Annotated in this window: 25 protein-coding genes and 1 tRNA gene; 7 read left to right on the forward strand and 19 right to left on the reverse strand. The window is 59.1% G+C overall.

What is annotated here, in order from left to right; genetic code table 11:
• Window positions 1-203 precede the first annotated feature (203 nt).
• Window positions 204-506, forward strand: coding sequence for a hypothetical protein (locus tag AB4O35_RS27260; protein WP_460149397.1), 303 nt, complete (start codon window positions 204-206; stop codon window positions 504-506).
• 462 nt (window positions 507-968) lie between these two features.
• On the opposite strand, the gene AB4O35_RS27265 is transcribed toward AB4O35_RS27260, so the two are convergent.
• A tRNA-Ser gene (locus tag AB4O35_RS27265) sits at window positions 969-1,058 on the reverse strand.
• 336 nt (window positions 1,059-1,394) lie between these two features.
• On the opposite strand from AB4O35_RS27265, the gene AB4O35_RS27270 reads away from it, so the two are divergent.
• The 3 genes from AB4O35_RS27270 (at window position 1,395) to AB4O35_RS27280 (ending at window position 4,122) form a co-directional block, all read left to right on the forward strand.
• Window positions 1,395-2,087, forward strand: coding sequence for a crotonase/enoyl-CoA hydratase family protein (locus AB4O35_RS27270; protein ID WP_065946252.1), 693 nt, complete (start codon window positions 1,395-1,397; stop codon window positions 2,085-2,087).
• A gap of 212 nt (window positions 2,088-2,299) precedes the next feature.
• Window positions 2,300-3,022, forward strand: a complete 723-nt coding sequence (locus AB4O35_RS27275; protein WP_065946253.1) for a 1-acylglycerol-3-phosphate O-acyltransferase — start codon at window positions 2,300-2,302, stop codon at window positions 3,020-3,022.
• Window positions 3,023-3,150: 128 nt separating this feature from the next.
• The gene (locus tag AB4O35_RS27280) at window positions 3,151-4,122 is read left to right on the forward strand and encodes a magnesium and cobalt transport protein CorA (RefSeq protein WP_065946254.1); all 972 of its coding nucleotides are present in this window, start codon (window positions 3,151-3,153) and stop codon (window positions 4,120-4,122) included.
• On the opposite strand, the gene AB4O35_RS27285 is transcribed toward AB4O35_RS27280, so the two are convergent.
• The 3 genes from AB4O35_RS27285 to AB4O35_RS27295 all read right to left on the reverse strand — a co-directional run bounded on the left by AB4O35_RS27285 (window position 4,119) and on the right by AB4O35_RS27295 (window position 8,296).
• Window positions 4,119-4,844: an amidotransferase gene (locus tag AB4O35_RS27285; protein WP_065873934.1), complete on the reverse strand. Its 726-nt coding sequence runs from the start codon at window positions 4,842-4,844 to the stop codon at window positions 4,119-4,121. The two genes, AB4O35_RS27280 and AB4O35_RS27285, sit on opposite strands and share 4 nt — an antisense overlap.
• Before the next feature lie 82 nt (window positions 4,845-4,926).
• Window positions 4,927-7,074 (reverse strand): 3-hydroxyacyl-CoA dehydrogenase NAD-binding domain-containing protein, encoded by a 2,148-nt coding sequence (locus AB4O35_RS27290; RefSeq protein ID WP_065946255.1) that lies wholly within the window; start codon window positions 7,072-7,074, stop codon window positions 4,927-4,929.
• Between the two features lie 16 nt (window positions 7,075-7,090).
• Window positions 7,091-8,296 carry an acetyl-CoA C-acetyltransferase gene (locus tag AB4O35_RS27295; protein WP_065873936.1) on the reverse strand — a complete coding sequence of 402 codons (1,206 nt, stop codon included), beginning with the start codon at window positions 8,294-8,296 and terminating at the stop codon, window positions 7,091-7,093.
• Window positions 8,297-8,943: 647 nt separating this feature from the next.
• Here AB4O35_RS27295 and AB4O35_RS27300 point away from each other — a divergent pair.
• Entirely contained in the window at window positions 8,944-9,744 is an 801-nt protein-coding gene (locus AB4O35_RS27300; RefSeq protein ID WP_065946265.1) for a cytochrome c, read from the forward strand.
• A 133-nt stretch (window positions 9,745-9,877) separates the two neighbouring features.
• On the opposite strand, the gene AB4O35_RS27305 is transcribed toward AB4O35_RS27300, so the two are convergent.
• From AB4O35_RS27305 to AB4O35_RS27370, 14 genes are all read right to left on the reverse strand, one after another.
• Complete coding sequence (locus AB4O35_RS27305; protein ID WP_065909243.1) at window positions 9,878-10,681, reverse strand: transglutaminase family protein; 804 nt, start codon at window positions 10,679-10,681, stop codon at window positions 9,878-9,880.
• Window positions 10,678-11,628 carry an alpha-E domain-containing protein gene (locus tag AB4O35_RS27310; protein WP_065873938.1) on the reverse strand — a complete coding sequence of 317 codons (951 nt, stop codon included), beginning with the start codon at window positions 11,626-11,628 and terminating at the stop codon, window positions 10,678-10,680. The genes AB4O35_RS27305 and AB4O35_RS27310 overlap by 4 nt, the downstream gene beginning before the upstream one ends.
• Before the next feature lie 4 nt (window positions 11,629-11,632).
• Window positions 11,633-13,042, reverse strand: a complete 1,410-nt coding sequence (locus AB4O35_RS27315) for a circularly permuted type 2 ATP-grasp protein (protein WP_065873939.1) — start codon at window positions 13,040-13,042, stop codon at window positions 11,633-11,635.
• 440 nt (window positions 13,043-13,482) lie between these two features.
• On the reverse strand, window positions 13,483-13,824 hold the full coding sequence (locus AB4O35_RS27320; RefSeq protein WP_065873940.1) for a ribonuclease E inhibitor RraB: 342 nt from the start codon (window positions 13,822-13,824) through the stop codon (window positions 13,483-13,485).
• Between the two features lie 213 nt (window positions 13,825-14,037).
• Window positions 14,038-14,274: a hypothetical protein gene (locus AB4O35_RS27325; protein ID WP_065873941.1), complete on the reverse strand. Its 237-nt coding sequence runs from the start codon at window positions 14,272-14,274 to the stop codon at window positions 14,038-14,040.
• 103 nt (window positions 14,275-14,377) lie between these two features.
• A complete protein-coding gene (locus tag AB4O35_RS27330) occupies window positions 14,378-14,983 on the reverse strand; it encodes an START domain-containing protein (protein WP_049711956.1) in 606 nt (201 codons plus the stop codon).
• 41 nt (window positions 14,984-15,024) lie between these two features.
• Window positions 15,025-15,279, reverse strand: a complete 255-nt coding sequence (locus AB4O35_RS27335; RefSeq protein ID WP_065873943.1) for a YkgJ family cysteine cluster protein — start codon at window positions 15,277-15,279, stop codon at window positions 15,025-15,027.
• A gap of 162 nt (window positions 15,280-15,441) precedes the next feature.
• Window positions 15,442-15,909, reverse strand: coding sequence for a translation initiation factor 2 (locus AB4O35_RS27340; protein WP_065873944.1), 468 nt, complete (start codon window positions 15,907-15,909; stop codon window positions 15,442-15,444).
• Between the two features lie 104 nt (window positions 15,910-16,013).
• Window positions 16,014-17,453, reverse strand: coding sequence for an aminotransferase-like domain-containing protein (locus AB4O35_RS27345; RefSeq protein WP_049711953.1), 1,440 nt, complete (start codon window positions 17,451-17,453; stop codon window positions 16,014-16,016).
• Between the two features lie 287 nt (window positions 17,454-17,740).
• The gene (locus AB4O35_RS27350; protein ID WP_065889838.1) at window positions 17,741-18,556 is read right to left on the reverse strand and encodes an OmpA family protein; all 816 of its coding nucleotides are present in this window, start codon (window positions 18,554-18,556) and stop codon (window positions 17,741-17,743) included.
• Window positions 18,553-18,915, reverse strand: a complete 363-nt coding sequence (locus AB4O35_RS27355) for a DUF4398 domain-containing protein (RefSeq protein ID WP_049711951.1) — start codon at window positions 18,913-18,915, stop codon at window positions 18,553-18,555. The genes AB4O35_RS27350 and AB4O35_RS27355 overlap by 4 nt, the downstream gene beginning before the upstream one ends.
• A gap of 9 nt (window positions 18,916-18,924) precedes the next feature.
• On the reverse strand, window positions 18,925-19,740 hold the full coding sequence (locus tag AB4O35_RS27360; protein WP_065889839.1) for a substrate-binding periplasmic protein: 816 nt from the start codon (window positions 19,738-19,740) through the stop codon (window positions 18,925-18,927).
• 85 nt (window positions 19,741-19,825) lie between these two features.
• Window positions 19,826-20,755, reverse strand: coding sequence for an electron transfer flavoprotein subunit alpha/FixB family protein (locus AB4O35_RS27365; protein WP_065873947.1), 930 nt, complete (start codon window positions 20,753-20,755; stop codon window positions 19,826-19,828).
• 2 nt (window positions 20,756-20,757) lie between these two features.
• A complete protein-coding gene (locus tag AB4O35_RS27370; protein WP_032887429.1) occupies window positions 20,758-21,507 on the reverse strand; it encodes an electron transfer flavoprotein subunit beta/FixA family protein in 750 nt (249 codons plus the stop codon).
• Window positions 21,508-22,013: 506 nt separating this feature from the next.
• Here AB4O35_RS27370 and AB4O35_RS27375 point away from each other — a divergent pair.
• Complete coding sequence (locus AB4O35_RS27375; protein ID WP_065881308.1) at window positions 22,014-23,678, forward strand: electron transfer flavoprotein-ubiquinone oxidoreductase; 1,665 nt, start codon at window positions 22,014-22,016, stop codon at window positions 23,676-23,678.
• Between the two features lie 117 nt (window positions 23,679-23,795).
• Here the strand turns inward: AB4O35_RS27375 and AB4O35_RS27380 are convergent, their stop codons facing one another.
• Window positions 23,796-24,689 (reverse strand): AraC family transcriptional regulator, encoded by an 894-nt coding sequence (locus tag AB4O35_RS27380; protein WP_049711947.1) that lies wholly within the window; start codon window positions 24,687-24,689, stop codon window positions 23,796-23,798.
• Between the two features lie 182 nt (window positions 24,690-24,871).
• Here AB4O35_RS27380 and AB4O35_RS27385 point away from each other — a divergent pair, with 182 nt between their 5' ends.
• A complete protein-coding gene (locus tag AB4O35_RS27385) occupies window positions 24,872-25,924 on the forward strand; it encodes an NAD(P)-dependent alcohol dehydrogenase (RefSeq protein ID WP_065873949.1) in 1,053 nt (350 codons plus the stop codon).
• Window positions 25,925-25,930: the final 6 nt, after the last annotated feature.

Here is a 25,930-nt window from a genome sequence, read left to right on the forward strand (position 1 = left end):
ATACTTGTAAGTGCACAGAACTCCCGCTGCTTGCCGATTTAGCAGCAGTAATCAAATGCTGCACGCCTGCATTACCGTTACTCATTACTACTTTCCTTGTGGCTGAATAGGGCTCTCTTGTTAGCACAATGACCACCAGAGTGGCAAATTAGCATCAATTGTATGTGCATGCTTCAATGCCAACCCTGATACGGACATGTGTTGTGTCCATCAATTTAAGGAGAAATGGTATGTGGCTGTGCGAGGGATCGAAAATTGACTGGACCGCTGTCGCTGCTTGTATAGCACTATCGATCTGGATTTTTGACAAATTTCAAAGAAGGGGAGAACGAGCCGCAAGCGCCAGACTCTTAGCTCAAATAATGATTTCCCACATCGCAACCACTCAAGGAGAATTGGCAAAATTCAGAGCTACAGTGGTGCCGGCCAATGGTGACCAATCTTTTCTGATGGATATCCGTGCAACACAAGACGCCCGCAGGGCCTTGCATCAAAAGCGCTATTAATATCTGTTGAATTACCATCGCAATTTCTAGACAAAGCAGATTTCTTCAACGAATTGCTCAGTAAAAATCTTGCAGATGCCCTCTTCCAAGTTAACCATCTAAAAAACTTCAGCAGATTGCTAGGCGAGACTCCCGACAGCTCCTCCGAAAAAGAGATCGATGCCCATCTGATGGCGGTGCTCAAACAGATCCAAGAGGCAGAGAGCGCGGTAGGTAAAGCCTTCGTAGCTCTGCGCCATGCTGGCACATCCTCCGTTTAAGTCACATCCAGCCGAGAGCAATTTCATCCATTGAAGGGTGATATCTGCCGGATTCCGTGAAGAACAGCGCTTGCGTTGCACTGAGCTACCCAATGAGCATCCGTGTTCCCATGGATGTTCCCATATGGGCCTTTTTTGACCTTATGAAAACACAAAACCCCTGAAAACTTTAACGTTTTCAGGGGTTTAGGCGTTTCAAATTTGGCGGTGAAGGAGAGATTCGAACTCTCGATACAATTTCTTGTATACACACTTTCCAGGCGTGCTCCTTAAGCCACTCGGACACTTCACCGTATCTCGTCAAACCAGTTCAGTCTGTCGAGGCGCGCTAATGTAGTCGAAAGCCTTTCTGATGGCAAAGGTTTTTTTCAGAATTTTCATGCGGTTAGCCGGTTATGGCTGGACGCATCCGGCAAGGGGTGGTGATTGTGCCATTCTCAGGCATCGGCGGTGTGCGTCTGGGACAGCCATTGTGCCCTGCCCCAGGCATTCCAGCCGCCTGTGTGCGGGAAAAGTCTGACTGGCCAGTCAGTCACAACGCTTTACCGGGACGGGCGTGGTGGGTAACGTCTGCGCATGCACGTCTATTAACATGCCTTCTATAACAAATCCTACAAGGAACCGCGTCATGAGTGAGTTGATTGCCTACCACCTCGAAGACGGTATCGCGACCCTGACCTTGAGCAACGGCAAGGTGAATGCCATTTCTCCTGCAGTGGTCAGTGCCTTTAATGAAGCGCTGGACCAGGCGGAGAAGGACCGTGCGGTGGTGGTGATCACCGGGACGCCGGGGATTCTGTCGGGTGGTTATGATTTGAAGGTGATGACTGCCGGCCCTAAAGAGGCGATCGGCCTGGTGACGTCGGGTTCGACGTTGGCGCGTCGTCTGTTGTCGCACCCGTTTCCGGTGATTGTGGCGTGCCCTGGGCATGCGGTGGCCAAGGGCGCGTTTTTGCTGTTGTCGGCGGATTATCGGATTGGGGTAGAAGGTCCGTTCAGCATCGGCCTGAATGAGGTGGCGATTGGCATGACCATGCACCACGCGGGTATCGAGCTGGCGCGGGATCGGCTGCGCAAGTCGGCGTTTCACCGTTCGGTGATCAATGCCGAAATGTTCGACCCACAGGGTGCGCTACAGGCTGGCTTCCTCGATAAGGTGGTCGCACCGGAGGAGTTGCAGGCAGCGGCGCTGGAAGCAGCGCGTCAGTTGAAGAAGCTGAATATGAACGCGCACAAGCACACCAAATTGAAGGTGCGTAAGGAACTGCTGGAGGCCTTGGACGACGCCATTATCCAGGACCAAGGGCATATCCTGAGCTAAGTCCTACATCTGATACGCCAGAGCCCGACCTTGAGTCGGGCTTTTTCTTACACCTCAAACCGAATCATCTTCAGCCGCTCTAGCCCGCCGGTGTCGGCAGATGTTGAAACATGCACTAAAACATCGGCTATCTCCTACCTCTACCGGGGTAATTGCCGAATCCAGTGCACATCCGTACACTGCGCCACCTTTTGTCTCGATAGGCCGTGTCGATGCTTTTTCTGTTGCGTATGTTGTTGATGAGCCTGCACTTTATGCTCGCCGGCGTGTTGGGTGTGCTGGTAGGTATCTGCCGGCCATTCAACCCGGACAACAGCCGCCTGTGTGCTCGCCTTTACGCGCTGCCGGCCATGTGGATTCTGCGTTTGAACGTAAAAGCCGATGTGGACTCGCTGCGCAACAAGCCCGGCACCTGCGTGGTGATCGCCAACCACCAGTCCAACTATGACTTGTTTGTCGTTGGCAATGTGGTGCCGTACCGCACGGTGTGTATCGCCAAGAAAAGCTTGAAATGGGTGCCGCTGTTCGGCCAGTTGTTCTGGCTGGCGGGCAATGTGTTGATCGACCGGGGCAATGCGCACAAGGCGCGCCGTGCGATGCTCACCACCACCCACACGCTGCAACATAAAGACACGTCGATTTGGGTATTCCCGGAAGGTACGCGCAACCTGGGTAAAGGTTTGCTGCCGTTCAAGAAGGGTGCGTTCCATATGGCGATCGCGGCGGGTGTGCCGATCGTGCAGGTGTGTGTCAGCAATTACGTCACTCACATGCGGCTTAATCGCTGGAACAGTGGTGATGTGCTCATACGTTCGTTGCCGCCAATTCCTACTACAGGCATGACGGTGGATGACATCCCGGCGTTGATGCAGGCCTGTTATGCGCAGATGGATGAATGCATTGCGCGGATGGATCGTGAGTTGCGGGCGGCCTGAATAACGATTGGGGGGCGCTTCGCACCCCAGCGCGAGCAAGCTCGCTCACTACAACAGCCGCTACAACGGAACGTCATTCAAGCTAAGCTGCCCAACATCTGTCCCCCCAATAAGAAGTGATCAGCACCATGGGTAGAGTTGTTGCGGCCGCCGTCTACAGCGCCGGTAAGAAAGTCTCTGATATCACCCTCGACGAAGGCGCGGCCTGGGCCGCCAAACCCGGTCACTTTGTATGGATCGGCCTGGAAGAACCCAACGCCCAGGAGCTGGCCAACTTGCAACGCCAGTTCAACCTGCATGAACTGGCCATCGAAGACGCCCTGGAAAAACACAGCCGCCCCAAGCTTGAAACCTTCGGCGATGCACTGTTTATCGTGACCTATTCACCGGTGCGCGAGGACGGCAAGCTGGTGTTTATCGAGACTCATATCTTCGCCGGTAACGGCTACATCATCACGGCACGCAACGGTCACTCGGCGTCCTATGGTTTTGTGCGCCAGCGCTGTGAGGCGCGACCGCTGTTGCTGGAGCATGGGGAAGATTTCGTACTCTATGCGCTGCTGGATTTTGTCACCGAGAACTACCAGCCGGTGAGCGAAGCTATCCATGCCGAGATCGATGAGCTGGAGCGTAACGTGCTGTGCAGTTCGCTGAGTGAACGCGACATCCAGAAGATCCACGGTCTACGTCGCGACGTGCTGCGGCTCAAGCGTTACGTGGCGCCGATGGTGGAGATCAGCCAGGAGCTGCAGAAGCTGAGTTTCCCGTTTATCGACAAGAACATGCGCCCGTATTTCCGTGACGTGCAGATCCACGTGACACGGCAGATGGAAGACCTCACCACCCTGCGCGATATCGCCAGCCAGACCATCGAGATCGGTGTATTACTGGAGGCCTCGCGCCAGAGCGTGGTGCAGCGCAAGTTCGCCGCATGGGCGGCAATCCTGGCGTTCCCCACTGCGGTGGCGGGGATTTATGGGATGAACTTCCAGAACATGCCCGAGCTGCAATGGCACTACGGCTATTTTGCGGTGCTCGGGTTTATTGCGACCGGTTGCACCGGCCTGTGGGCCAGCTTCAAACGTTCGGGATGGCTTTAAACCCGGGCCTCGGGCTTGTGTGCCACAAAGCGCATCATCCATTCCGCCACAGTGGCGCCGTGGTGGTCGCGTTCAAGGCTGGCGACGCCGTTTGTGTAGACCTTTTCACCCAGCGTTGTCTGAAGAATCTCCAGCAATTCGCGGGAATAGTCGTGGATAAATTCCGGGTGGCCTTGGAAGCACAGCACTTGATCGCCGATGTGGTACGCGGCGAACGGGCAAAACGCGCTGGACGCGATGACCGTGGCATTTTCCGGCAGCGTGGTCACTTGGTCCTGGTGGCTGATCAATAGCGTCAGCTCTTCCACTTCCGGGCTCATCCACGGCGCCTTGGCGTCGAGCTTGTAATCGTGAATGCCGATGCCCCAACCCTGGCCGGCGCGCTCAGCCTTGCCGCCGAGCAGCAGCGCCAGCAACTGGTGACCGAAGCAGATACCGAGCAGCTTGTCGCCGCGCTCGTAACGTTCGAGCAGGTAGGTCTTGAGGGTCTGGATCCAAGGGTCAGTGCCGAAGGAGTCGGCCTTGCTGCCGGTCACCAGGTACGCGTCGAACACTTCATCGTCCGATGGGTATTCGCCGTTCACCACGTTGTACACGACAAACTCAGCGGGGATGGGTTGCTTGGAGAACAGGCGCTTGAACATCTGCCCATACCCTTGGTATTGATCGATCAAGCCTGGACGCAGGATATCGGTTTCCAGGATACAGACGCGTAGCGACATAAAAAATACCTGACACGGTGATGGGAATAATGCACACCCCAGAGCCTGCCTTGAAATACCCCTTCAAGGCAAGCCCCCTTGATCACCGGAACACGTCACCCTCGGCAGCTTTTTCCAGCAATAAAGCCGGCGGTGTGAAGCGTTCGCCATACTGCTCGGCCAGATAGCGCGCGCGGGCGACAAAATCGTTCAGCCCATATTGGTTGATGAACTGCAAGGCGCCACCGCTCCAGGCCGCGAAACCAATGCCGAAAATCGACCCCACGTTAGCGTCCGCCGTGGACATCAACACCCCCTCCTCTACACACCGCACGGTTTCGATGGCCTGGATAAACAGCAGGCGGTCGCGCACATCCTGTGGCGAGATGCGTTGATCGGGCCGTTCAAAGCGGCTTTTCAGCTCCGGCCACAGGTACTTCTGCCCGCCGTTGGGGTACTCATAGAAACCGCCTCCCGCCGCCTTGCCGACGCGTTTGTATTCGTTGACCAAAAGGTCGATGACCGCTGCCGCCGGATGCGCGGGCACTGCCTTACCTTCCGCCTGCAGATCCTTGGCCGTCTGCTGCCTTATATGGCTCATCAGGCTCAGAGAGACTTCATCCGACACTGCCAGCGGGCCCACCGGCATGCCGGCCTTGCGCGCTTCGGTCTCGATCATCGGTGCGGCCACGCCTTCGCCAAGCATGGCGATGCCTTCGTTGGTAAAGGTGCCGAACACCCGCGAGGTGAAAAATCCACGACTGTCGTTGACCACGATCGGGGTTTTCTTGATTTGCAGTACGAAATCGAAACCGCGCGCCAGGGTTTCGTCTGAGGTATGCGCGCCTTTGATGATCTCCACCAGTGGCATCTTGTCCACCGGGCTGAAAAAATGCAGGCCGATGAATTTGCCTGGATCCGGCACTGCTGTAGCAAGCCCGCTGATGGGCAAGGTGGAGGTGTTGGAAGCAATCACCGCATCGGCACCCACGACGCGTTGTGCTGCGGCGCTGACGTTAGCCTTGAGTTCGCGATCTTCGAACACGGCTTCGATGACCAGGTCGCAGCCGGCCAGGTCGGTATCGGAGGCCGTAGGATGAATCCGCGCCAAGATGGCTTCCCGCTGATCAGCGCTCAGTTGCCCACGGCTGACCTTTTTGTCCAGCAGCGCCGCGGAATGCGCCTTGCCCTTCTCGGCCGCCGCCAGGTTGACGTCCTTGAGCACGACTTCGACGCCTGCACTGGCACTGACATAGGCAATGCCTGCGCCCATCATCCCAGCGCCGAGCACGCCGACCTTGCCGGTGACGCAAGGCGTGAAACCTTGCGGACGTGAACTGCCGGCGTTGATCTCGTTGAGCTGGAACCAAAAGGTGCCGATCATGTCTTTCGCCACTTGCCCGGTCACCAGCTCGGTGAAGTAGCGAGTCTCGATGAGGTGCGCAGTGTCAAAATCTACCTGGGCACCTTCAACGGCCGCGCAGAGGATTTTCTCCGGGGCCGGGAAACAGCCGTGGGTTTTACTGCGCAAAATCGACGGCGCAATTGCCAGCATCTGCGCCACTTTCGGACTGGACGGTGTGCCGCCAGGCATTTGATACGCCTTGGTGTCCCAAGGCTGCTTCGCATCCGGGTTGGCCAGAATCCAGGCGCGGGATTTGGCTAGCAGCTCTTCGCGGTTTGCCGCCAACTCATTGATCAACCCGGCTTGCAGCGCCTGTTGCGGCCTGACTTTTTTACCTTCCAGCAAATACGGCAGCGCCTTTTCCAACCCCAGCATGCGCACCATGCGCACCACCCCGCCGCCGCCCGGCAGCAGGCCCAAGGTGACTTCCGGCAAGCCAAGCTGCACTGACGTGTCATCCAGCGCGACGCGATAGTGGCACGCCAGGCAAATTTCCCAACCGCCACCCAGCGCCGCGCCATTGATGGCAGCCACCACGGGCTTACCGAGGGTTTCCAGGCGACGCAGCTGCGCTTTCAGCACCAACACACCGTCGTAGAAATTCTTGGCATGGGCCTTGTCGACCTTGATCAGTTCATTGAGGTCGCCACCGGCAAAAAACGTCTTCTTCGCTGAGGTGATCACCACTCCGGCAATGCTGTCCCTTTCCGCCTCCAGACGCTCGACCGTTGCCGCCATGGCCGCGCGGTACACGCCGTTCATGGTATTGGCGCTTTGGCCGGGCATGTCGAGGGTCAGCACCACGATCCTGTCCTGGCCTTGTTCGTAACGAATGGCTTGGGTCATGAAAAATTCCTTGGGCTCAGAGGCGTTCGATAATGGTGGCGATGCCCATGCCACCGCCGACACACAGCGTGGCCAGGCCGTAGCGCTGCTGGCGTACTTCAAGCTCGTCGAGCAAGGTGCCGAGGATCGCGCAGCCAGTGGCGCCGAGCGGGTGGCCCATGGCGATCGAGCCGCCATTCACGTTGACCCGCGCAGCGTCGATGCCCATGTCCTTGATGAATTTGAGAACGACAGAGGCAAACGCTTCGTTGACTTCGAACAGGTCGATGTCTTCGACACGCAAGCCGGCCTTGGCCAGCGCTTTGCGCGTTGCCGGCGCGGGGCCGGTGAGCATGATGGTGGGGTCGGTGCTGGTGACCGCCGTGGCGACGATGCGCGCGCGCGGTTGCAGGCCCAGCTCGCGGCCCATGGCCTCGGAGCCGATCAGCATCAGCGCGGCGCCATCGACGATGCCGGAGCTGTTGCCGGGGGTGTGCACGTGATGGATGCGCTCGACGTGGCTGTAGACCCGCAACGCGGTGGCGTCGAAGCCCATCTGCCCCATCATTTCGAAGCTCGGCTTGAGCTTGCCAAGGCCTTCGAGGGTGGAGTCGCCGCGGATGAATTCGTCTTGGTCCAGCAGCACAATGCCGTTCTGGTCCTGCACCGCGATCAGCGATTTGTTGAAGGAACCGTCTGCACGCGCCCTGGCCGCTTTGTGCTGCGAATGCAGGGCAAAGGTGTCGACGTCCTCTCGGGTGAACCCTTCCAGGGTCGCGATCAGGTCAGCGCCAATGCCCTGCGGGGTGAAATGGCTGTGCATATTGGTTTGCGGGTCCAGAACCCAGGCGCCGCCATCACTGCCCATGGGCACGCGGGACATGGACTCGACGCCACCGACCACGACCAAGTCTTCGAAACCGGAGCGGACTTTCATCGCCCCCAGGTTGACCGCTTCCAGGCCTGAGGCGCAGAAGCGGTTGACTTGTACACCGGCAACGCTGATGTCCCAATCCGCCACCAGCGCGGCGGTCTTGGCAATGTCGGCGCCCTGATCGCCCACCGGGGTCACGCAGCCGAGCACGATGTCGTCCACTTGATGGGTGTCGAGGTCGTTGCGCCGGGCCAGCGCCGTGAGCAAACCAGCCACCAGGTTCACTGGCTTGACGCTGTGCAAGGCGCCGTCCGCCTTGCCTTTGCCACGGGGCGTGCGTATCGCATCAAAGATCAAAGCTTGGGTCATGACATCCTCGAACCGCTGTGCATGGATGCCTCTACCTTAGGCCCGATTGACACGGTTTCAATGACGGATGCGCTCATTGCTTTTGACCCCGACGCTCGGACGAACGGTAGCCACCTAAGTTAATTACGTGATTAATCGGTTTAGCTGTCTAGCCAAGGCATTGGCGCCAAGATGGCGTTATGCCTCATGCCTTTTTAAGCTAAATTGCTGATTAGCTGATACGAAATAGGTCTAAGCCACGAAGAACGAGGGCTCTAAGGTTGAATCAGTAAGAAGCTGCTGCCGGGTTTTGCTGGAGCAGCTGTAAGAAAAGTGACACGTCATCTCGCCATACTGAAATAAAACCGGCACGCATTTGACGCTCAGGAATAACAACAAAAGGCAGTCAGCCATGTTCAAACATTCGAAAGTACGTCAGGCGGGACTTATTCTGTTCGCCACCACACTGATCCTGATCTTGCCCAACTTGACCAAGGTTATTGGGTGACGCCTCAACACTCACATTGCGTGCCTACACAGCACCGGGTTTGCAGCTTTTGGCAGCACCTGCCGGGACATTGCGCATAGCGGTCCTGCAGGGGCTGCCTTTTTATGTATGGATTTCCGGTATCGTGAGCACCATCGCCACTGCGCACCGGGCCTCCCTCTTGAAAGTCATCTTCGCTCTCTTCGCCTTGCTGATCGGCCTGCCCGCTTCGGCGGCGCAATTGACCATCGAGCTCGACCACAGCAGCAAGACCTGGCAGACCGCCGACTTGCTCAAGCACCCACAAGCGCAAACGGTACAGATCGTTGATGACGTTTCCTACAAGCGCACCATGACTTATCGGGCCGTGCCGCTGGCCTTGCTCCTACCGGGACTGAAACCTGAGAGCCACCTGCAGGCTGTGGCCTTGGATGGTTTCGCCGCCGAGCTCACCGCTGCACCGCTGCTGGAAAAACAGGGCGCACGTGCCTGGCTGGCGGTGGAAGATCCCGCTCAACCGTGGCCTGCATTGACGGAAGGAAAACCGAGTGCCGGGCCGTTCTATCTGGTGTGGACCGATCCGCAAGCCGGGCATATCAGCCCTGAGCAGTGGCCGTTCCAGATCTCAGGGATCAAACAATTGAAGACCGTGGCGGAGCGCTTTCCGGCGTTGTTGCCCGACCCGAAACTGGCGGTAGATGACCCGATCAATCAGGGCTTTGCGCTGTTCCAGAAGAATTGCCTGGCCTGTCATCGCCTCAACGGTGCCGGTGACGCGCAGGTGGGGCCGGACTTGAATATTCCCTATAACCCCACCGAGTATTTTGGCGGCGATTTCCTCAAACGCTATATCCGCGCCCCACAGAGTTTGCGGCATTGGCCGCAGGCGAAGATGCCAGCGTTTGCGGCCACTGTGTTGCCGGACGGTGAGCTGGATTTGCTGGTTAGTTATTTGAAACATATGGCAGGGCGTAAATTGTAGTGAGCGGGCTTGCCCCGCGCGGGTGGCGAAGCCGCCCCAAAACCAGACAACTCGGTTCTGCCTGGAAAAGTACGATGGCAGGATTAGGGCGGCTTCGCCACCCAGCGCGGGGCAAGCCCGCTCACTACATCCGTTACTGCTGCTGGACTGAAATCACCGGCGTCGGCGCCACAAATACCTTGGCATGCATCTGCTCATGCCCGCCGCCACGGCGCATACCGCGTACCGGGCAGGCATCGAGGTAATCCAACCCCACCGCCAGTTTCAAATGCCGCTCCGGCCGGGCCAGTTGGTTGGTCACATCAAAGCTGTACCACGCGTCATCCAGCCAGGCTTCGGCCCAGGCGTGGCTGGCCAGGTGCGTACTGTCCTCAGTGTACAAATACCCCGACACATAGCGCGCAGGGATCCCAAGGCTGCGCGCGCACGCCAGGAACGCATGGGTGTGGTCCTGGCACACGCCTGCACGGCCAGCGAAGGCCTGGGCGGCGCAGGTGTCGACGTCGGTCGCACCGGGCGTGTAGACCATCGACTGGTTAAGCGCATGCATCAAATCAATCAGCGCCGTACGGTCGCGGCGTTGATGGCAGTGCTGGTGGGCAAAGCCGCGCAGGGCGTCATCAGGCTCGGTCAGACGGGTGCAACGCAGGAACGGGAACGCCGACTGGCTCTCGTGTTCGGCCTCGCGCAACTCGTCAATATCCACCTGGCCGCGGGCGCCGATGATGATGGCGTCGTGCGGTTCATCCAGGGTCAGCACGTGCAGGATGTTGCCGAACGGGTCCACCTGGGCGCGCACCGGACGCGGCAGGTCGAGCTGCCAACTGAGTACGCGCTGGCGCTCACTGTCGTGGGGTGTAAGACGCAGGTACTGGATGCTGGCGCGCACCTGGTTTTCGTAGTGGTAGGTGGTTTCGTGGCTGATGGAGAGTCTCATGCGGCCTCCAGGTAGGAACTGTAGATGGCGTCGCCCAACTGGCGAACCAAGGGAATGAAGTCGGTCAGCCAGGCGTGCAGGCCTTCCTCGAGGATTTCATCGATGGCGGTAAAGCGCAGGCGCGCGTCCATCTCGGCGGCCAGGCGCTGGGCCGGTCGGCCATTGAGGCCGGGCAGGCTGGCGAGGATCTGGTCGATCTCTTCGCTGCAGGCGCGTAATGAGCGCGGTACGTCGGCGCGTAGCAGCAGTAACTCCGCGACCTGCCGGGCGCCGGGGGCATCACGGTAAATCTCGGTGTAGGCCTCGAACGACGACAAGGCGCGCAGCAAAGCGCTCCATTGATAGTAGGCGTGGGCCGTGCCATCGCTGACGGCTTCGGCCTGGTCGCCGGCCATTTCATAGCGAGCGTCCAGCAGGCGCAGGGTGTTATCGGCACGTTCGATAAAGGTGCCCAGGCGAATGAACCGGAACGCATCGTTGCGCATGATGGTGCCGTAGGTGGCACCGCGGAACAGGTGGGACCGCTCCTTGACCCACTCACAGAACCGGCTCATGCCATAGCGGCTCAAGCCCTGCTGGGCGATGTCACGAATATCCAGCCAAGTAGCGTTGATGTTTTCCCACATGTCGGCGGTAATTCGCCCACGCACGGCATGGGCGCTGGCCCGCGCTGCGCCGAGACAGCTGTAGATGCTGGCCGGGTTCGCCGCGTCCAGGGCAAAAAAGTGCAACAGGCGTTCGGCGTGCAACTCGCCGTGGCGCGCGTGGTAATCCTCCAGGGTGCCGGTGATCAACAGCGGCATCGCCAGTTCATGCAGGCCATCACCGCGCCCATCTTGAGGCATCAGCGACAGCGAATAGCTGACATCGAGCATGCGCGCGAGGTTTTCCGCGCGCTCCAGGTAGCGCGACATCCAGTACAAATCCGAGGCAGTTCTACTCAACATGGCATCAGTCCTCGACCACCCAGGTGTCTTTGGTGCCGCCGCCCTGGGACGAGTTGACCACCAGCGAACCTTCACGCAATGCCACGCGGGTCAGCCCGCCTGGGACTACACGGGTTTCCTTGCCGGACAATACGAATGGGCGCAGGTCGATATGGCGCGGCGCAATGCCGTTTTCGACAAAGGTCGGGCAGGTGGACAAGCACAGGGTCGGTTGGGCGATATACGCATGGGGCTTGGCCTTGATGCGCGCACGGAAGGCTTCGATTTCGGCCTTCGTGGACGCCGGGCCGACCAGCATGCCGTAGCCGCCGGAGCCTTGGGTTTCCTTCACCACCAGGTCCGGCAGGTTGGCCAATACGTGGGACAGTTCGTCGGGCTTACGGCATTGAAATGTCGGAACATTCTTCAGGATGGGTTCTTCATCCAGGTAAAAACGGATCATCTCGGTAACGAAGGGATACACCGATTTGTCATCCGCCACCCCGGTGCCGATGGCATTGGCCAATACCACATTGCCGGAACGATAAGCCGCGAGCAGGCCAGGCACGCCGAGCATGGAATCCGGGTTGAAGGCCAATGGGTCGAGGAACGCATCGTCGAGGCGGCGGTAGATCACGTCCACGGCCTTGGGGCCATCGGTGGTGCGCATGAATACGCGGTCATCGCGCACAAACAGGTCGGCGCCTTCCACCAGCTCCACGCCCATTTCCCGGGCCAGGAACGCATGTTCAAAGAACGCGCTGTTAAAGCGGCCCGGGGTCAGCACGACCACGCTGGGGTTATCCAGGGGGCTGGAGCTTTTCAGGGTGTCGAGCAACAGGTTGGGGTAATGATCGATGGGCGCGATACGCTGGGCGGCGAACAGTTCGGGGAACAGGCGCATCATCATCTTGCGGTCTTCGAGCATGTAGCTGACGCCGCTCGGGGTACGCAGGTTGTCTTCAAGCACGTAGTACGTGCCGTCGCCGTCACGTACGAGGTCGACACCGGAGACGTGGGAATACAGGTCGCGGTGCAGATTCAAACCCTGCATCGCCAGTTGGTATTGCTCGTTGGCCAGCACCTGTTCGGCAGGAATGATCCCTGCCTTGATGATGCGTTGCTCGTGATACAGGTCGGCGAGAAACATATTCAGCGCCTTGACCCTTTGGATGCAGCCGCGCTCGACAATCCGCCATTCGCTGGCGGGAATGCTGCGCGGGATGGTGTCGAACGGAATCAGGCGCTCGGTGCCCTGCTCGTCCCCGTAGAGCGTGAAGGTGATACCGGCGCGGTGAAACAGCAAATCGGCCTCACGCCGGCGCTGGGCCAGCAGTTCAGCAGGGGTATCAGCCAACCAGCGGGCGAACTCGCGGTAATGCGGTCGGACCTGCCCTGCCCCGTCGTACATTTCATCGTAATAAGTGCGGATCATGCCGAACTCCTTGTCACCCGGGCGCTAGAACCATCGCAAGGCCCGTGCCAGCGGCATAAACACTTAAGAATCAGTGAGTTGAATAAGCACCGGAATCCATTCGCACCGTCCTGGTGCGCAGAATGCCCGGTGCACTGCCCCCTGCTTCATCGCAATGCGGGCTTTGACTATCAACAGCATAGCCAGAGTTGATTTCACTGCCCGGTCAAGCGTACGGATAATTACCAACATCTGCTGAACAGGACGTGTCCTACAGCTCAACCCTTTGCGCGATCGGTAACGTAGTGCTTCGTGTACCGACCGGCCTCCCGGTCTTCCCTTTTGGCCACCCTGCTCGGGTGGCCTTTTTTTGGCCCTGAAAAGACCTGGATGGGCGCCAAAAACAAAATCGGCCGACCCAAAGGTCAGCCGATACGCTGTGTTTCTCATACTGCTCGCTGCTACATGGGTAACCCACGCACCTCCTGCTTCACGCCCCATCCCTCGATGATCCCGCCCAGCGGCTCGACCACCGCCTCAAAGTCTTGCTCGAAGTCTCCTATGCCGTCGTAGGTGGCAGACATGATTTTGCTCAGTTCCAAGTACCAGGCGCCATCGTCGCGCGCACTGACCTGGGCATTCAGCGATTCCCCACGAAACTCACCCGCAGCCCTGCGCGCCCGTTCTTCATCAGGAAAAATGGCGTAGAACTCAATGGGGTGGAAGCGTGAAAAGTCAAAGCCGCCCTCTTTCATGCGGCGCAGAACATTGGTGCTGATGTCTTCTTGATAGGCTGTGCTCATGAAAAGTGCTCCTCAGACTGATGGATAGACTTTCCGTGCTTCCCGAAGCCCACGCCGTACTGGCGTGGGAGCTACGGCAATAACATCACCGCTGGAAAACAAGCATGTAGCTGACAAGACCAGTACCTAGCGATTCATTCGCTGATCTCACTTGCAGAGTAGCGCGAAGCTATCGCCTCCACCAGAGGTGCTTGAAGGGTGTACAGCGAATGTTCAGACGGCAGGAGAGATGTCGAGGATCTGGATACTGTTCTGGTCTTTGAGGATCTTGACCGTAGGATCGGACTGGCGGCCCTCAAGGTCATTGAGGTCGAGCTCGGCGGCGACAGGCACCAGTTTGTTGCGAATCATGTGCGCAGCATCTTCGAGGCTAGGTCTTTGTTCGCAGGTGAACTGCTCCACGGACTGTACGCCGTGATCATCAACGAAAGTAATCTGCCACTTTTGCATCGGTGCCTCCTCGATAAAGCCCGCGTGTGGGCTCACATCTATCTGGACCTTGAGGGTTCGGCAAACGTTCCACTCTGGGCAGGAAGCACCGGATCAAATGCGCTTATTTTTCAGCGTGTTCTTTCAAGGCTTTCAAGGTGTTGAACGGCGCGTCCACCACGAACTTGTTGGCCAACCACGATGGCACGCTGCCGCCTGGCTCGGTGTGTACCTGGTAAGTGACTTCGGTCTGGTTGTCGCCTTTTGGCACCAGTTTCCAGAAGCCTTCGACTTGGGCAACCCGTACGAAGCCTTTTTCTTCTGGCTGATAGGTCGGGACCTCCAGCAAGGTTCGGGTCACGCTGCCGTCAGCGCCCTTGGAGGTGGTGATTTTGAGGATCGAATCACGATTACTGACGGGGAACGGAGCATTGAACTGGGTGTAGGTGTAGCTGACGTCACCCTCGTGTTTCAGCAGTTTTTGCAATTTGCACTCGTGAATCCATTTGCAGGCACCCGCTACGTCTTCCTGCAGCGCAACAATCTTGGCAACCGGCGCCTTGACCACGGTCACGCCGCGATACGCCTTGTACTTGGAGCCGGCAACTTCGCTCAGGGACACCTTGATACCGTCTTCGTCCTTGGCGACTTGCCAATCCTCAGCCTGGGCAGTAGCAGCAAACAACACCGTAAAACCGCACAACACAGCCATTCGTTTCAGCGAACCCATAGGTGTATTCCTTATTGTTGAAGTTACGAGAGTAGAGCCCATCAAGCCGCCGTCATCTGCTCCCACCAGCCGATCAAACGGATGGCATCGGCCTGGTCGGTGCCGCAGACCTCGATGTCCGCCTTGAAATCACTGCACACCGCCGGGCGTTCCGGTTGCCCGAACAGCTGGCATAGCTGTTCGACCGACAGGTGCAGGCAGCGTTCGCCGGCCGGTTTGCCTTGTGGCATTCCAGGTAATGGCGAGCTGATGGAGGGGGCGATGCAGCAAGCGCCACAGCCTTCACGGCAATTCATGACCAGCAGGTCCTCGACGACTCAATGTGGATGGCCGGGCTAGAGTACGCCCTTAAACAGCCGTTTTAAAATGGTCTAACAGGGGTTTTTCGCGGAAAACAAAAGTGACTGGCCAGTCTGCGACAGATGGTCGAAGGGCGGCGTCACGTGTGTGGGAAAAGTTTACTGCTTGAACTCGAATTCCAACGCTGCGCCTTCCACTTCACGCCGCTCTTCATTGCGCAACTGCAGCTTCATCTCATTGCTGAGCAGGCGGCCGTTGATCTGGAATGCACTGTTGTCGGTGGGCTTCTCGCCAAACATCGGCGGCAGCAAGGGCACGCTTTTAGGCTTGGCCATGGTGCCAATGGGCTGAAGGTGCCTGACCATGTCCGTTGGCAATGACAGATCCAACTGTGCCGGTGGCAATTGTGTCTGCGCCACTTCACGGGACGATTTGGATCGACTTGCCGCACGTTTTTTGGCCGCAGCACTTTGCTTCTTCACGGCGGGGGCTTTCTTGGCGGGGGTCTTCTGTTCCGAACTGGCAGCGGGCTTGGTTTCGCTCACAGGTGCTGCCGCCAGCGCGGTGCTGACGTTGCACAGGCTTAACAGGCCAATCACACAAACAGCGCGAAAAATCGAGGTCATATTGCCTACAGCATTAACGGCAGAGGGCCATATGCTCGCTTGTTGTGCGCGGCATGACAAGTGCGCTGATTAGCGCGCTATAGGATTTTTCCCGTTTGTGCGCGTCAAAGGCCGGCTGCCGTTTCCTGGCAAAGCTGGCTGGCAAGCATCCCCAGCGTCATCAGCGCCCGCTCTGCCTCACGGTTCCAGGGCGTACCGCAGTTGAGGCGAATACAGTGATTGAACTGCTCGGTATTACTGAAGATCAGGCCTGGTGCAATGCTGATGCCCTGTTGCAGTGCGCGTACATGCAGTTCCTGGGTATTGACCCGTCCGGGCAAACTGACCCACAAAATGAAGCCGCCGGTCGGGCGGGTCATCTGCGTGCCTTCCGGGAAATATTGCTGCACCGCGAGCTGGAACGCGCTGAGATTCTTGCGGTACTCCTGGCGTATATAGCGCAGGTGCCGATCGTAGCCGCCGTTTTCCAGGTAGGCCGCAACGCCCATCTGGGTGACGCTGCACGCCGAGTGAGTACTGAACATTTGCAGGCGCTGCAGCTCCTGCTGGTATTTGCCGGCGATCATCCAGCCGATGCGCACACCGGGGGACAGCGTCTTCGAAAAGCTCGAGCAATAGATAACTCGGTCGAGGCGGTCATAGGCTTTCAGGGCCTTGGTGCGGCCCAGTTCGAACATCAGCTCGCCGTAGATATCGTCCTCGACGATCTGGATATCGAAATCCGAAGCCAGGCGCAGCAACTGTTTCTGACGTTCCTCGGGCATGGTGCCGCCCAAGGGGTTGCTCAGGCGCGTGGTCAACACCAGCGCTTTGATCGACCATTGGTTGGCCGCCAGTTGCAGGGCTTCCAGGCTCATGCCGGTGGATGGGTCGCTGGGGATCTCGATGACCTTGAGCCCCAGCAAGTCAGCCAACTGCAGCAAGCCGTAATAGGTTGGCGATTCAGCGGCAATCAAATCGCCAGGCCGTGTCAGCACCCGCAGTGACATCTGCAACGCATCGACACACCCGTGGGTGATCACAACTTCGGAAGGGTCCACCACCACACCCGCATCGCGCATACGGATCGCCACCTGGCGGCGAAGCGGCTCGAAGCCGGGGCTGAACATGTAACTGAACGCCCGCGGGCTCTGGAAGCGCGTGACCTTGGCCAACTGCTGGTGCAATGCGCGTACCGGCAGGTAGTCCACGCTGGGCACAGCAGCGCCCAATGGGAACACGCCTTCGCGCCGCGACTCGCCCAATACCTGCTGGATGATACTGCTGCGGGTGACCAACCCTGGGCGTTCGACCCGTGCGATGTCGGGCGTCGGCGCGGTGAGCGCTGGTGTCTGGTGCACGTAATAACCGGATTGCGGCCGCGCCCGGATCAGCCCCTGGTCTTCCAGGTTGGCGTAGGCCTGCAACACCGTGGCGTGGCTCACGTTCAACTGCGAGCTCATCTTGCGCACCGAAGGCACGCGCTCGCCCGGTTGATAGACACCGCGCCGGATATCTTCAGCCAGTTGCTGGGCGATACGTTGGTAAAGCAACAGATTGGTCATGACGCAGCACTCGATTTCACGGGTATTTTATTTTTGTGTGAAACATACCGGCACAGTTTAGAAGTGTACGGGGACAGTTGCCACAATAGTCGAGCGCGGGCGGGAGTGACAGTAAAAACTGTAAGGGTGGTGACAGGAATTTCAGGCATAAAAAAACCGATCATGGATCGGTGCACTCCCTGTGGGAGCTGGCTTGCCTGCGATTGCATCGCCTCGGTATGCCTCAGAAACCGCGTTGCCCGCATCGCAGGCAAGCCAGCTCCCACATTTTGACTGGTGCCAGACGCCTAGCGAGCGGCGCCCAATTGGCCCTTCTCGTCCGAGAAGACGATCTCTACCCGACGGTTCTGCGCCCTGCCCCGCTCGGAAGCATTGGCCTCCACCGGGAACTGGTCACCATAACCTTCAACCTGGATGCGCTTTTCGTCGATACCCAGGTCCACCAGCACATCCGCCACCGACTGCGCACGGTCGCGGGACAGTTTCAGATTTTCCCGCTCACCGCCCGTGTTGTCGGCATAACCCTCGATGCGCACCACGCGCTTGGGGTTCAATTGCAGGAACTGTACGATTTTCAGCACAGTGCGGTTGGCCGAGTTTTTCAGTTCTGCCACACCGGTATCGAACAGCACGTCGCCCAACGTCATCACCAGGCCGCGATCGGTCTGGGTGGTGGCCAGGCTGGCGATCTGTTCTTCGAGCCACTTGCCCTGCTGCTGCACGCTGATCAGCTTGCTTTCACGCAGGGCCAGTTGCAGGCGCTGGCGTTCCAGCTCCAGCTTGGCGGCGCGCTCTTCGTTGAGCGCCTGCTCGGTGTGCTCGCGGGCAATGGCGCTGTAGCGCTGGCTCAGGTAGGCGTAATGCACGACGTCGGAGCCGCTGCCCCAGTAACTGGACAAGCGGTCGGCACGGGCCAGGGATTCACCGGCACGGATCACGTCCTTAGGGGCGATGCGCAACACATTGGCGTCTTCCTTAACCTTCTGGAAGTCAGTGCCCGCCTGTTGCAAGGCCTGTTCGCTATCGGGATGGCTGGCGCAACCGCCCAGCACGGCAGTGCCCAGCAGCACGGCACCACTCAAACTGCGGATCATCGGGCTCATTGGGCTTCCCCCAACTGCAATTGCTTGCGCAGGCGGGTGATACGGGTGTTGAGCACGTTCAGTTGTTCCTGGCTCTTGCGCGTCAGCACCTTGGCTTCGGCCAGGCGTGCGTCCAGCTCGGCTTGCTCGAAACGCATACGCGCGTTTTTGTAGGATTCGTCGGCCATGCTCGACTTGGCTCGGGCGAATTTAGCTTCGGCCAATTTCAATTCAGGCGATTCATCCGCGTTGGCACCCACGGCACTGGCTTGCTCCAAGGCTTGCTGGGTCAGGCGCATTTGTTCATTCGGCGCAGGATCGGCTGCACATCCCGCCAGAGCGACAACGGCGAGGGCCGCGAAAAGAGGTCGAAGAGTCACTGAAAATCCCTACTTTGTTGGGGTGCCGACGGGTTGCTGCAATTGTGCTTTCCAGCGCTCCAGATTGCGCTGCAGCACCGCTTCCGCCACACCGGACGTCGGCAATTCTGTCATCTTTTTAGCAAGCTGTCCGCGCAACCACGGATCATTGCAGGCCGAGTTGTGTGAAATCGCCAGGTACAGGCCCGGCTGATCGATCGGCACATCGCGGGCGACCAGGTCGTTGCTCATGCCCAAGGTCTGCGCCATGGCCATGCCGGGATAACGCCCGGCGAGCACATAGTCCACCTCGCCCAGCAGCAGTTTCTGAAACGCTGGCGTCAGGGATGGCAGGCGTTGCAAGGTCAATTGCTGGCCGGCGAAGGTCTCGAAGCCCGCGCTGAGGCGCGCCCGCTCGGACACGGCGCCCTTGTGCCCATGCAGATCGGCGGCTGTGGTGTAGGCCAGCGCCGAATCCTTGCGCGTCCAGACCAGATAGTCGAGCTGCACCAGCGCCGGGTGGATGTAGTCGAGGGTTTCCAGCTCACCCAAGTTCAGCGGCGCATCGGCGAGGATGTCCATGCGCCCACTGCGCACTTCATCCAGGGCCAGGGAACGCTTGCCGCCGTAGAGCAGGTCGATTTTTAACCCGAGGTCCTTGCCCACTTGTTGCAACACATCGGCGGTGGCGCCGATCAGGTGCGTGGGGTCCTGCGGGTCGCGCCAGAGCAAAGGGGGTGTGTCCGGGCTGCCGGTGATCACCAGGCGATCGCATTTGCCCGCCGCCAGCGACAGCGTCGGCAGCAGCGTGAGGCCCAGCAAAACGCTCCAGGGGCGCAGTTCCATGGCGAAGCTCTCCGGTGTTCAAAAAAGGGGCCGCAAAAAAAAGCCCGGTCATAAGACCGGGCTCTTTATAAGTGAAGCGACTGGATTAGACCAGCTTCTCCAACTCAGGTACGGCTTCGAACAAGTCCGCCACCAGGCCGTAATCAGCCACCTGGAAGATCGGTGCTTCTTCGTCCTTGTTGATCGCGACGATTACTTTGGAGTCTTTCATACCGGCCAAGTGCTGGATCGCGCCAGAAATACCGACGGCGATGTACAGCTGTGGCGCAACGATTTTGCCGGTCTGGCCGACCTGCATATCGTTGGGTACGAAACCTGCGTCGACGGCCGCGCGGGAAGCGCCGACCGCAGCGCCCAGCTTGTCAGCCAGGGCGTACAGGTGCTTGAAGTTGTCACCGTTCTGCATGCCACGCCCGCCCGAAACGACGATCTTGGCAGCGGTCAGCTCAGGACGATCCGACTTGGCCAGCTCTTCGCCAACAAAGCTGGAAGTACCAGCGTCGTGGGCAGCCGCAACAGCTTCAACGGCAGCCGAACCACCTTCGGCGGCAACCGGGTCGAAACCGGTGGCACGTACGGTGATGACTTTTACCGAAGCAGTCGATTGCACGGTGGCAATGGCGTTACCGGCGTAGATCGGGCGCTTGAAGGTGTCGGCGCTTTCGACCGAGATGATCTCGGAGATCTGGTCAACGTCCAGCTGCGCGGCAACGCGTGGCAGGATGTTTTTGCCGTTGGAGGTCGCGGCAGCCAGAATGTGGCTGTAGCCAGCGCCCAGCTCAGCTACCAGCGGCGCGACGTTTTCCGGCAGTTGATGAGCGTAGGCCGCGTTGTCGGCGACCAGTACTTTGCTCACACCGGCGATTTTCGCAGCGGCTTCAGCCACGGCGCCAGCGCCCTGGCCGGCAACCAGTACGTGAATGTCGCCACCGATTTTAGCGGCGGCAGCCACGGTGTTCAGGGTGGCCGGAGCCAGCACCTTGTTATCGTGTTCGGCGATTACGAGGATAGTCATGATCAGATCACCTTCGCTTCGTTTTTCAGTTTCTCGACCAATTCAGCCACCGACTTGACCTTGATGCCTGCGCTGCGAGCAGCCGGCGCTTCAACTTTTACGGTCTTGTTGGTGGAGGCGGTGGAAACGCCCAAAGCGTCAGGCGTCAGCACTTCGAGAGGCTTCTTCTTGGCTTTCATGATGTTTGGCAGGGACGCGTAGCGCGGCTCGTTCAATCGCAGGTCGGTGGTCACGATGGCCGGCAGTTTCAGCGAAACGGTCTGTGCGCCGCCGTCGATTTCACGGGTTACAGCAACGCTGTCGCCGCTCACTTCGACTTTCGACGCGAAGGTGCCCTGGCCGTAACCGGTCAGTGCAGCCAGCATCTGGCCGGTCTGGTTGTTGTCGCTGTCGATGGCTTGTTTACCAAGGATCACCAGCTGAGGTTGTTCCTTGTCGACAACGGCCTTGAGCAGCTTGGCCACGGCCAGGGAGGTCAGGTCTTCAGCGGACTCGACCAGGATAGCGCGGTCGGCGCCCAGTGCCAGAGCGGTACGCAGCTGCTCTTGAGCAGTGGTAGGACCGATGGAAACCACGACGATTTCAGTCGCCACGCCTTTCTCTTTCAGGCGGACGGCTTCTTCCACAGCGATTTCGCAGAAAGGGTTCATCGACATTTTGACGTTAGCAAGGTCGACGCCGGAATTGTCCGCCTTGACGCGAACTTTCACGTTGTAATCGACAACGCGTTTGACAGCTACAAGAACCTTCATGGATTCCTCGTTACTCTCCGGTGAAAAGAAAGTCGCCTAGGCGAACCTGGCGGTTGATGCTCATCGGCACACAAGGGCACCTCCAAAAACCTCGGCGAGTGACCTGGCTCACGGGAAATGATGACCGTTCGTCAGTGGTGACTGAGAGGTCATTCTTTATCGCAGCGTGTAAACTGCGCGCCAAAGTTTGGGCACGCGTCACCTGTCTTGCTTTTGGACGTGCTCTTGAAACCTGCAGTCTGCCTACGGTAAGCGCGAAACCGACCGTATATTGACCGGAACACCTATTCTGGTCAATACGGCAAAATAGCCAGTCATAAGCCGCGCCTCTTTGATTTTCCTAGCCTGCGGGCAATTCAAACAAACGTTTGTATTGGACGCTAGCAGTGGTCTATATATAATGCGCCACCTAGAGAGAAAGGTGGGTCCGGCCCTCGCGCCAGACGACACCGAACCTCCACCCATTAGAAAAAAAAGCCTGTTGAGCCTTGAGTAGGAGATAGCCTGTGGAACGCGAATACATGGAATTCGACGTGGTCATCGTCGGCGCTGGCCCGGCGGGCCTGTCTGCCGCCTGCCGACTGAAGCAGAAGGCCGCCGAAGCCGGTAAGGAAATCAGCGTCTGCGTGGTTGAAAAAGGCTCCGAAGTCGGCGCACACATCCTCTCCGGTGCCGTGTTTGAACCACGCGCCCTGAACGAACTGTTCCCGGACTGGAAAGCACTCGGTGCCCCGCTCAACACCCCCGTGGTGCGCGATGACATTTATGTACTGCGCAGCCCGGACGCTTCCACCAAGGTGCCTGACTTCTTTGTGCCCAAGACCATGCACAACGAAGGCAACTACATCATCTCCCTGGGCAACCTGTGCCGCTGGCTCGCCCAGCAGGCCGAGAACCTGGGCGTGGAAGTCTACCCAGGCTTCGCCGCCCAGGAAGCGCTGTTCGACGAGAACGGCGTGGTGCGCGGGATTATCACCGGTGACCTCGGCGTCGACCGCGAAGGCAATCCAAAAGAAGGCGTATACACCCCGGGTATGGAGCTGCGTGGCAAATACACGCTGTTCGCCGAAGGCTGCCGTGGCCACATCGGCAAGCAACTGATCGAACGTTTCAACCTGGCCAGCGATGCCGACGCCCAGCACTACGGCATCGGCCTGAAGGAAATCTGGGAGATCGACCCGGCCAAGCATCAGCCAGGCCTGGTGGTGCACACCGCCGGCTGGCCGCTGGACATCATGGGCAACGAGAACACCGGTGGCTCGTTCCTTTATCACCTGGAAAACAACCAGGTGGTTGTCGGCCTGATTGTCGACCTGTCTTACAGCAATACCTTTCTGTCGCCGTTCGATGAGTTCCAGCGCCTCAAGCATCACCCGGTGCTTGCCCAGTACCTGGAAGGTGGCAAGCGCATCAGCTACGGCGCCCGTGCCTTGGCCAAAGGCGGTATCAATTCGCTGCCGAAGATGATCTTCAAGGGCGGCGCACTGATCGGTTGCGACCTGGGCACCATGAACGTGGCCAAGATCAAAGGCAGCCACACCGCGATGAAGTCCGGCATGCTCGCCGCCGACGCCGTGGCCGATCGCCTGTTTGCCGACTCCGAGGGCGGTGATGAACTGACCGGGTACGTCGACAGCTTCAAAGCCAGCTGGCTTTACGAAGAACTGTTCGCCAGCCGTAACTTCGGCCCGGCGATGCACAAGTTCGGCCCGATCATCGGCGCGGGCTTCAACTGGTTCGACCAGAACATCCTCGGCGGCAAAATGCCGTTCACCCTGCACGACACCAAGCCGGACTACGCCTGCCTCAAGCTGGCCAAGGACAGCAAGAAGATCGACTACCCGAAACCCGACGGCAAGCTGAGCTTCGACAAGCTGAGCTCGGTGTTCATCTCTGGCACCAACCATGAAGAAGAGCAGCCGTGCCACTTGAAGTTGAAAGACCCGAGCATCCCGATCGGCACCAACCTGCCGCTCTACGATGAACCGGCGCAGCGCTATTGCCCGGCGGGTGTGTATGAGGTGATCACCCAGGAAGACGGCGAGAAGCGCTTCCAGATCAACGCCCAGAACTGTGTGCACTGCAAGACCTGTGACATCAAGGACCCTTCGCAGAACATTACCTGGGTGACGCCGGAAGGCGCGGGTGGGCCGACTTATCCGAATATGTAAGTCAGCGGCTTGAAAAACGAGGCCCTCATTGCGAGGGCCTTTTTTTGTGCTCGACTCGGTCAAAATGTGGGCGCTGGCTTGCCTGCTCCCACATTGACCGGGTTGAATCACTAAGATTTATGCAGCCCGCTCTTCACCAGGGTTGCGCTCGAAGTAGCGCTTATATTCCCGGCTGAACTGCGACGTACTCTGATACCCCACGCTATGCGCCGCCTGCGCTACCCCCATCCCTTCCACCAGCAGCAACTGCTGGGCCTTGAGCAAGCGCAAACGCTTCAGGTACTGCACCGGCGACAACAGCGTGCAGCGCTTGAAGTGCTCATGAAACGTCGACGCGCTCATGTGCGCATAGCCCGCCAGCGTCTCGATATTCAGCGGCTCGGCGTAATGCGCATGCAGGTGATTCAGTGACGTGGCAATTCGCGAGAACTGCCCTTGCTGTTCGACCAGCGCGCGCAGCACATCGGCCTGCGGCCCGCGCAACGCGGTGAACAATAACTCGCGCACCCGCGCCGGGCCCATGATCCGGCTTTCCAGCGGATCGTGCAGGCACTGCAACAGCCGTTCGACACACCCGCGCATGGCATCATCGAGCACCACCGAACTCATCGACTCCAGCGTCTGCGCCGTCGGCGGCGGCCCGGCCTGAATGCCCATGGCCATCACCAGTTCGCCCAGCACCACGCGATCAATCCCCACCGTCACCCCCAAAAGCGGTGCATCCGGCGCCATGGCAAACGTCTCGCACTCGAACGGCACCGGCATCGCCTGGATCAGGTAATGCCCGGCGCCATACTCCAGCGTACGCGGGCCCAGGTAGGCGACCTTGCTGCCCTGGGCCACAAACATCAGGCTCGGCTCATAGATCTGCGGGCCGCGCGCCACGTCGCAACTGGCGCGCAGCACCTGCACGCCGGGCAGGTGGGTGGGAGAAAAACCGTCACGCGGCGTGAGGCCTTCAATCAGGGAAACCAGCGTGGCGTTGGCGTCGAGATGGCGAGTCAACAACATGGCAAAAAACTTCGCGAAAAAGGGATGAGAACATCATCGCAGGTCTGGCGACACAAAAATCCAATCAGGGGGCACTCCCGGACGAATAGGCATGAGACTCGGAGCAATCACCATGGCCGCATCAAGGCCCGGTGCGGAAAATGCGCGGCCTCTCCTGTCATTGCTTTTGCGAGGTTTCCCCCATGTACACCGCCATCGGTTACGCCGCCCAGTCGGCCACCACTCCCCTCGCCCCCATGTCCTTTCAGCGCCGCAGCCCACGCGTGGATGACGTGGCTATCGAGATCCTGTACTGCGGCGTGTGCCACTCCGATATCCACCAGGCGCGCAACGAATGGGGCATCGCCGTGTACCCGCTGATGCCGGGCCACGAGATTGTCGGCAAGGTCACCGCTGTTGGCGCCAACGTCACCGCACACAAAGTCGGCGACCTGGTCGGCGTGGGCTGCATGGTCGATTCGTGCCGTCATTGCGATGCGTGCAAAGCCGACCTGGAGCAATATTGCCTCGAAGGTCCAACCATGACCTACGCCACCCCGGACCGCGTCGACGGCAGCAACACCATGGGCGGCTACTCGGACAGCATTGTGGTCAGCGAGCACTTCGTGGTGAAGATCCCGGCCAAGCTCGACCTGGCCAGCGCCGCGCCGATCCTGTGCGCCGGCGTCACCATGTATTCGCCGATCAAGCACTACGGCATCAAGGCCGGCGACAAAGTGGGTGTATTGGGCATGGGCGGCCTGGGCCATATGGGCATCAAGCTGGCCAAGGCGATTGGCGCGGAAGTGACCTTGTTCACCCGCTCCGCGAGCAAGGCCGAAGAAGGCCGTCGCCAGGGTGCCGATCACGTGATCGTGTCCACCGACGCCGAGCAGATGAAAGCCGCCGCCGGGCACTTCGACTTCCTGCTGGACACCATCCCGGTGCAGCACGACCTCAACCCCTACCTCGACGTATTGCGCTTTGACGGCGTGCACATCCTGGTCGGCCTGATCGAACCGGTCGACCCGCCGGTCAACGCCGCCAAGCTGATCATGGGCCGTAAAGTGCTGGCTGGTTCGTTGATCGGTGGCATTGCCGAAACCCAGGAGGTCCTGGATTTCTGCGCCGAGCACGGCATCAGCTGTGACATCGAGATGCTCGATATCCGCCATATCAACGAAGCCTACAGCCGCATGATCGCCGGCGATGTGAAGTACCGCTTTGTCATCGACATGGCGACCCTGAAGGTCTAACCAAGC

Source organism: Pseudomonas sp. H1_A03 (genome assembly GCF_054685145.1).

Excerpts from the sequence above, each read along its gene's own strand:
- AB4O35_RS27270 (WP_065946252.1), top strand. The coding sequence starts at position 1,395 with ATGAGTGAGTTGATTGCCTACCACCTCGAAGACGGTATCGCGACCCTG.
- AB4O35_RS27275 (WP_065946253.1), top strand. The coding sequence starts at position 2,300 with ATGCTTTTTCTGTTGCGTATGTTGTTGATGAGCCTGCACTTTATGCTC.
- AB4O35_RS27280 (WP_065946254.1), top strand. The coding sequence starts at position 3,151 with ATGGGTAGAGTTGTTGCGGCCGCCGTCTACAGCGCCGGTAAGAAAGTC.
- AB4O35_RS27285 (WP_065873934.1), bottom strand. The coding sequence starts at position 4,844 with ATGTCGCTACGCGTCTGTATCCTGGAAACCGATATCCTGCGTCCAGGC.
- AB4O35_RS27290 (WP_065946255.1), bottom strand. The coding sequence starts at position 7,074 with ATGACCCAAGCCATTCGTTACGAACAAGGCCAGGACAGGATCGTGGTG.
- AB4O35_RS27295 (WP_065873936.1), bottom strand. The coding sequence starts at position 8,296 with ATGACCCAAGCTTTGATCTTTGATGCGATACGCACGCCCCGTGGCAAA.
- AB4O35_RS27305 (WP_065909243.1), bottom strand. The coding sequence starts at position 10,681 with ATGAGACTCTCCATCAGCCACGAAACCACCTACCACTACGAAAACCAG.
- AB4O35_RS27310 (WP_065873938.1), bottom strand. The coding sequence starts at position 11,628 with ATGTTGAGTAGAACTGCCTCGGATTTGTACTGGATGTCGCGCTACCTG.
- AB4O35_RS27315 (WP_065873939.1), bottom strand. The coding sequence starts at position 13,042 with ATGATCCGCACTTATTACGATGAAATGTACGACGGGGCAGGGCAGGTC.
- AB4O35_RS27320 (WP_065873940.1), bottom strand. The coding sequence starts at position 13,824 with ATGAGCACAGCCTATCAAGAAGACATCAGCACCAATGTTCTGCGCCGC.
- AB4O35_RS27325 (WP_065873941.1), bottom strand. The coding sequence starts at position 14,274 with ATGCAAAAGTGGCAGATTACTTTCGTTGATGATCACGGCGTACAGTCC.
- AB4O35_RS27330 (WP_049711956.1), bottom strand. The coding sequence starts at position 14,983 with ATGGGTTCGCTGAAACGAATGGCTGTGTTGTGCGGTTTTACGGTGTTG.
- AB4O35_RS27335 (WP_065873943.1), bottom strand. The coding sequence starts at position 15,279 with ATGAATTGCCGTGAAGGCTGTGGCGCTTGCTGCATCGCCCCCTCCATC.
- AB4O35_RS27340 (WP_065873944.1), bottom strand. The coding sequence starts at position 15,909 with ATGACCTCGATTTTTCGCGCTGTTTGTGTGATTGGCCTGTTAAGCCTG.
- AB4O35_RS27345 (WP_049711953.1), bottom strand. The coding sequence starts at position 17,453 with ATGACCAATCTGTTGCTTTACCAACGTATCGCCCAGCAACTGGCTGAA.
- AB4O35_RS27350 (WP_065889838.1), bottom strand. The coding sequence starts at position 18,556 with ATGAGCCCGATGATCCGCAGTTTGAGTGGTGCCGTGCTGCTGGGCACT.
- AB4O35_RS27360 (WP_065889839.1), bottom strand. The coding sequence starts at position 19,740 with ATGGAACTGCGCCCCTGGAGCGTTTTGCTGGGCCTCACGCTGCTGCCG.
- AB4O35_RS27365 (WP_065873947.1), bottom strand. The coding sequence starts at position 20,755 with ATGACTATCCTCGTAATCGCCGAACACGATAACAAGGTGCTGGCTCCG.
- AB4O35_RS27370 (WP_032887429.1), bottom strand. The coding sequence starts at position 21,507 with ATGAAGGTTCTTGTAGCTGTCAAACGCGTTGTCGATTACAACGTGAAA.
- AB4O35_RS27380 (WP_049711947.1), bottom strand. The coding sequence starts at position 24,689 with ATGTTGTTGACTCGCCATCTCGACGCCAACGCCACGCTGGTTTCCCTG.
- AB4O35_RS27385 (WP_065873949.1), top strand. The coding sequence starts at position 24,872 with ATGTACACCGCCATCGGTTACGCCGCCCAGTCGGCCACCACTCCCCTC.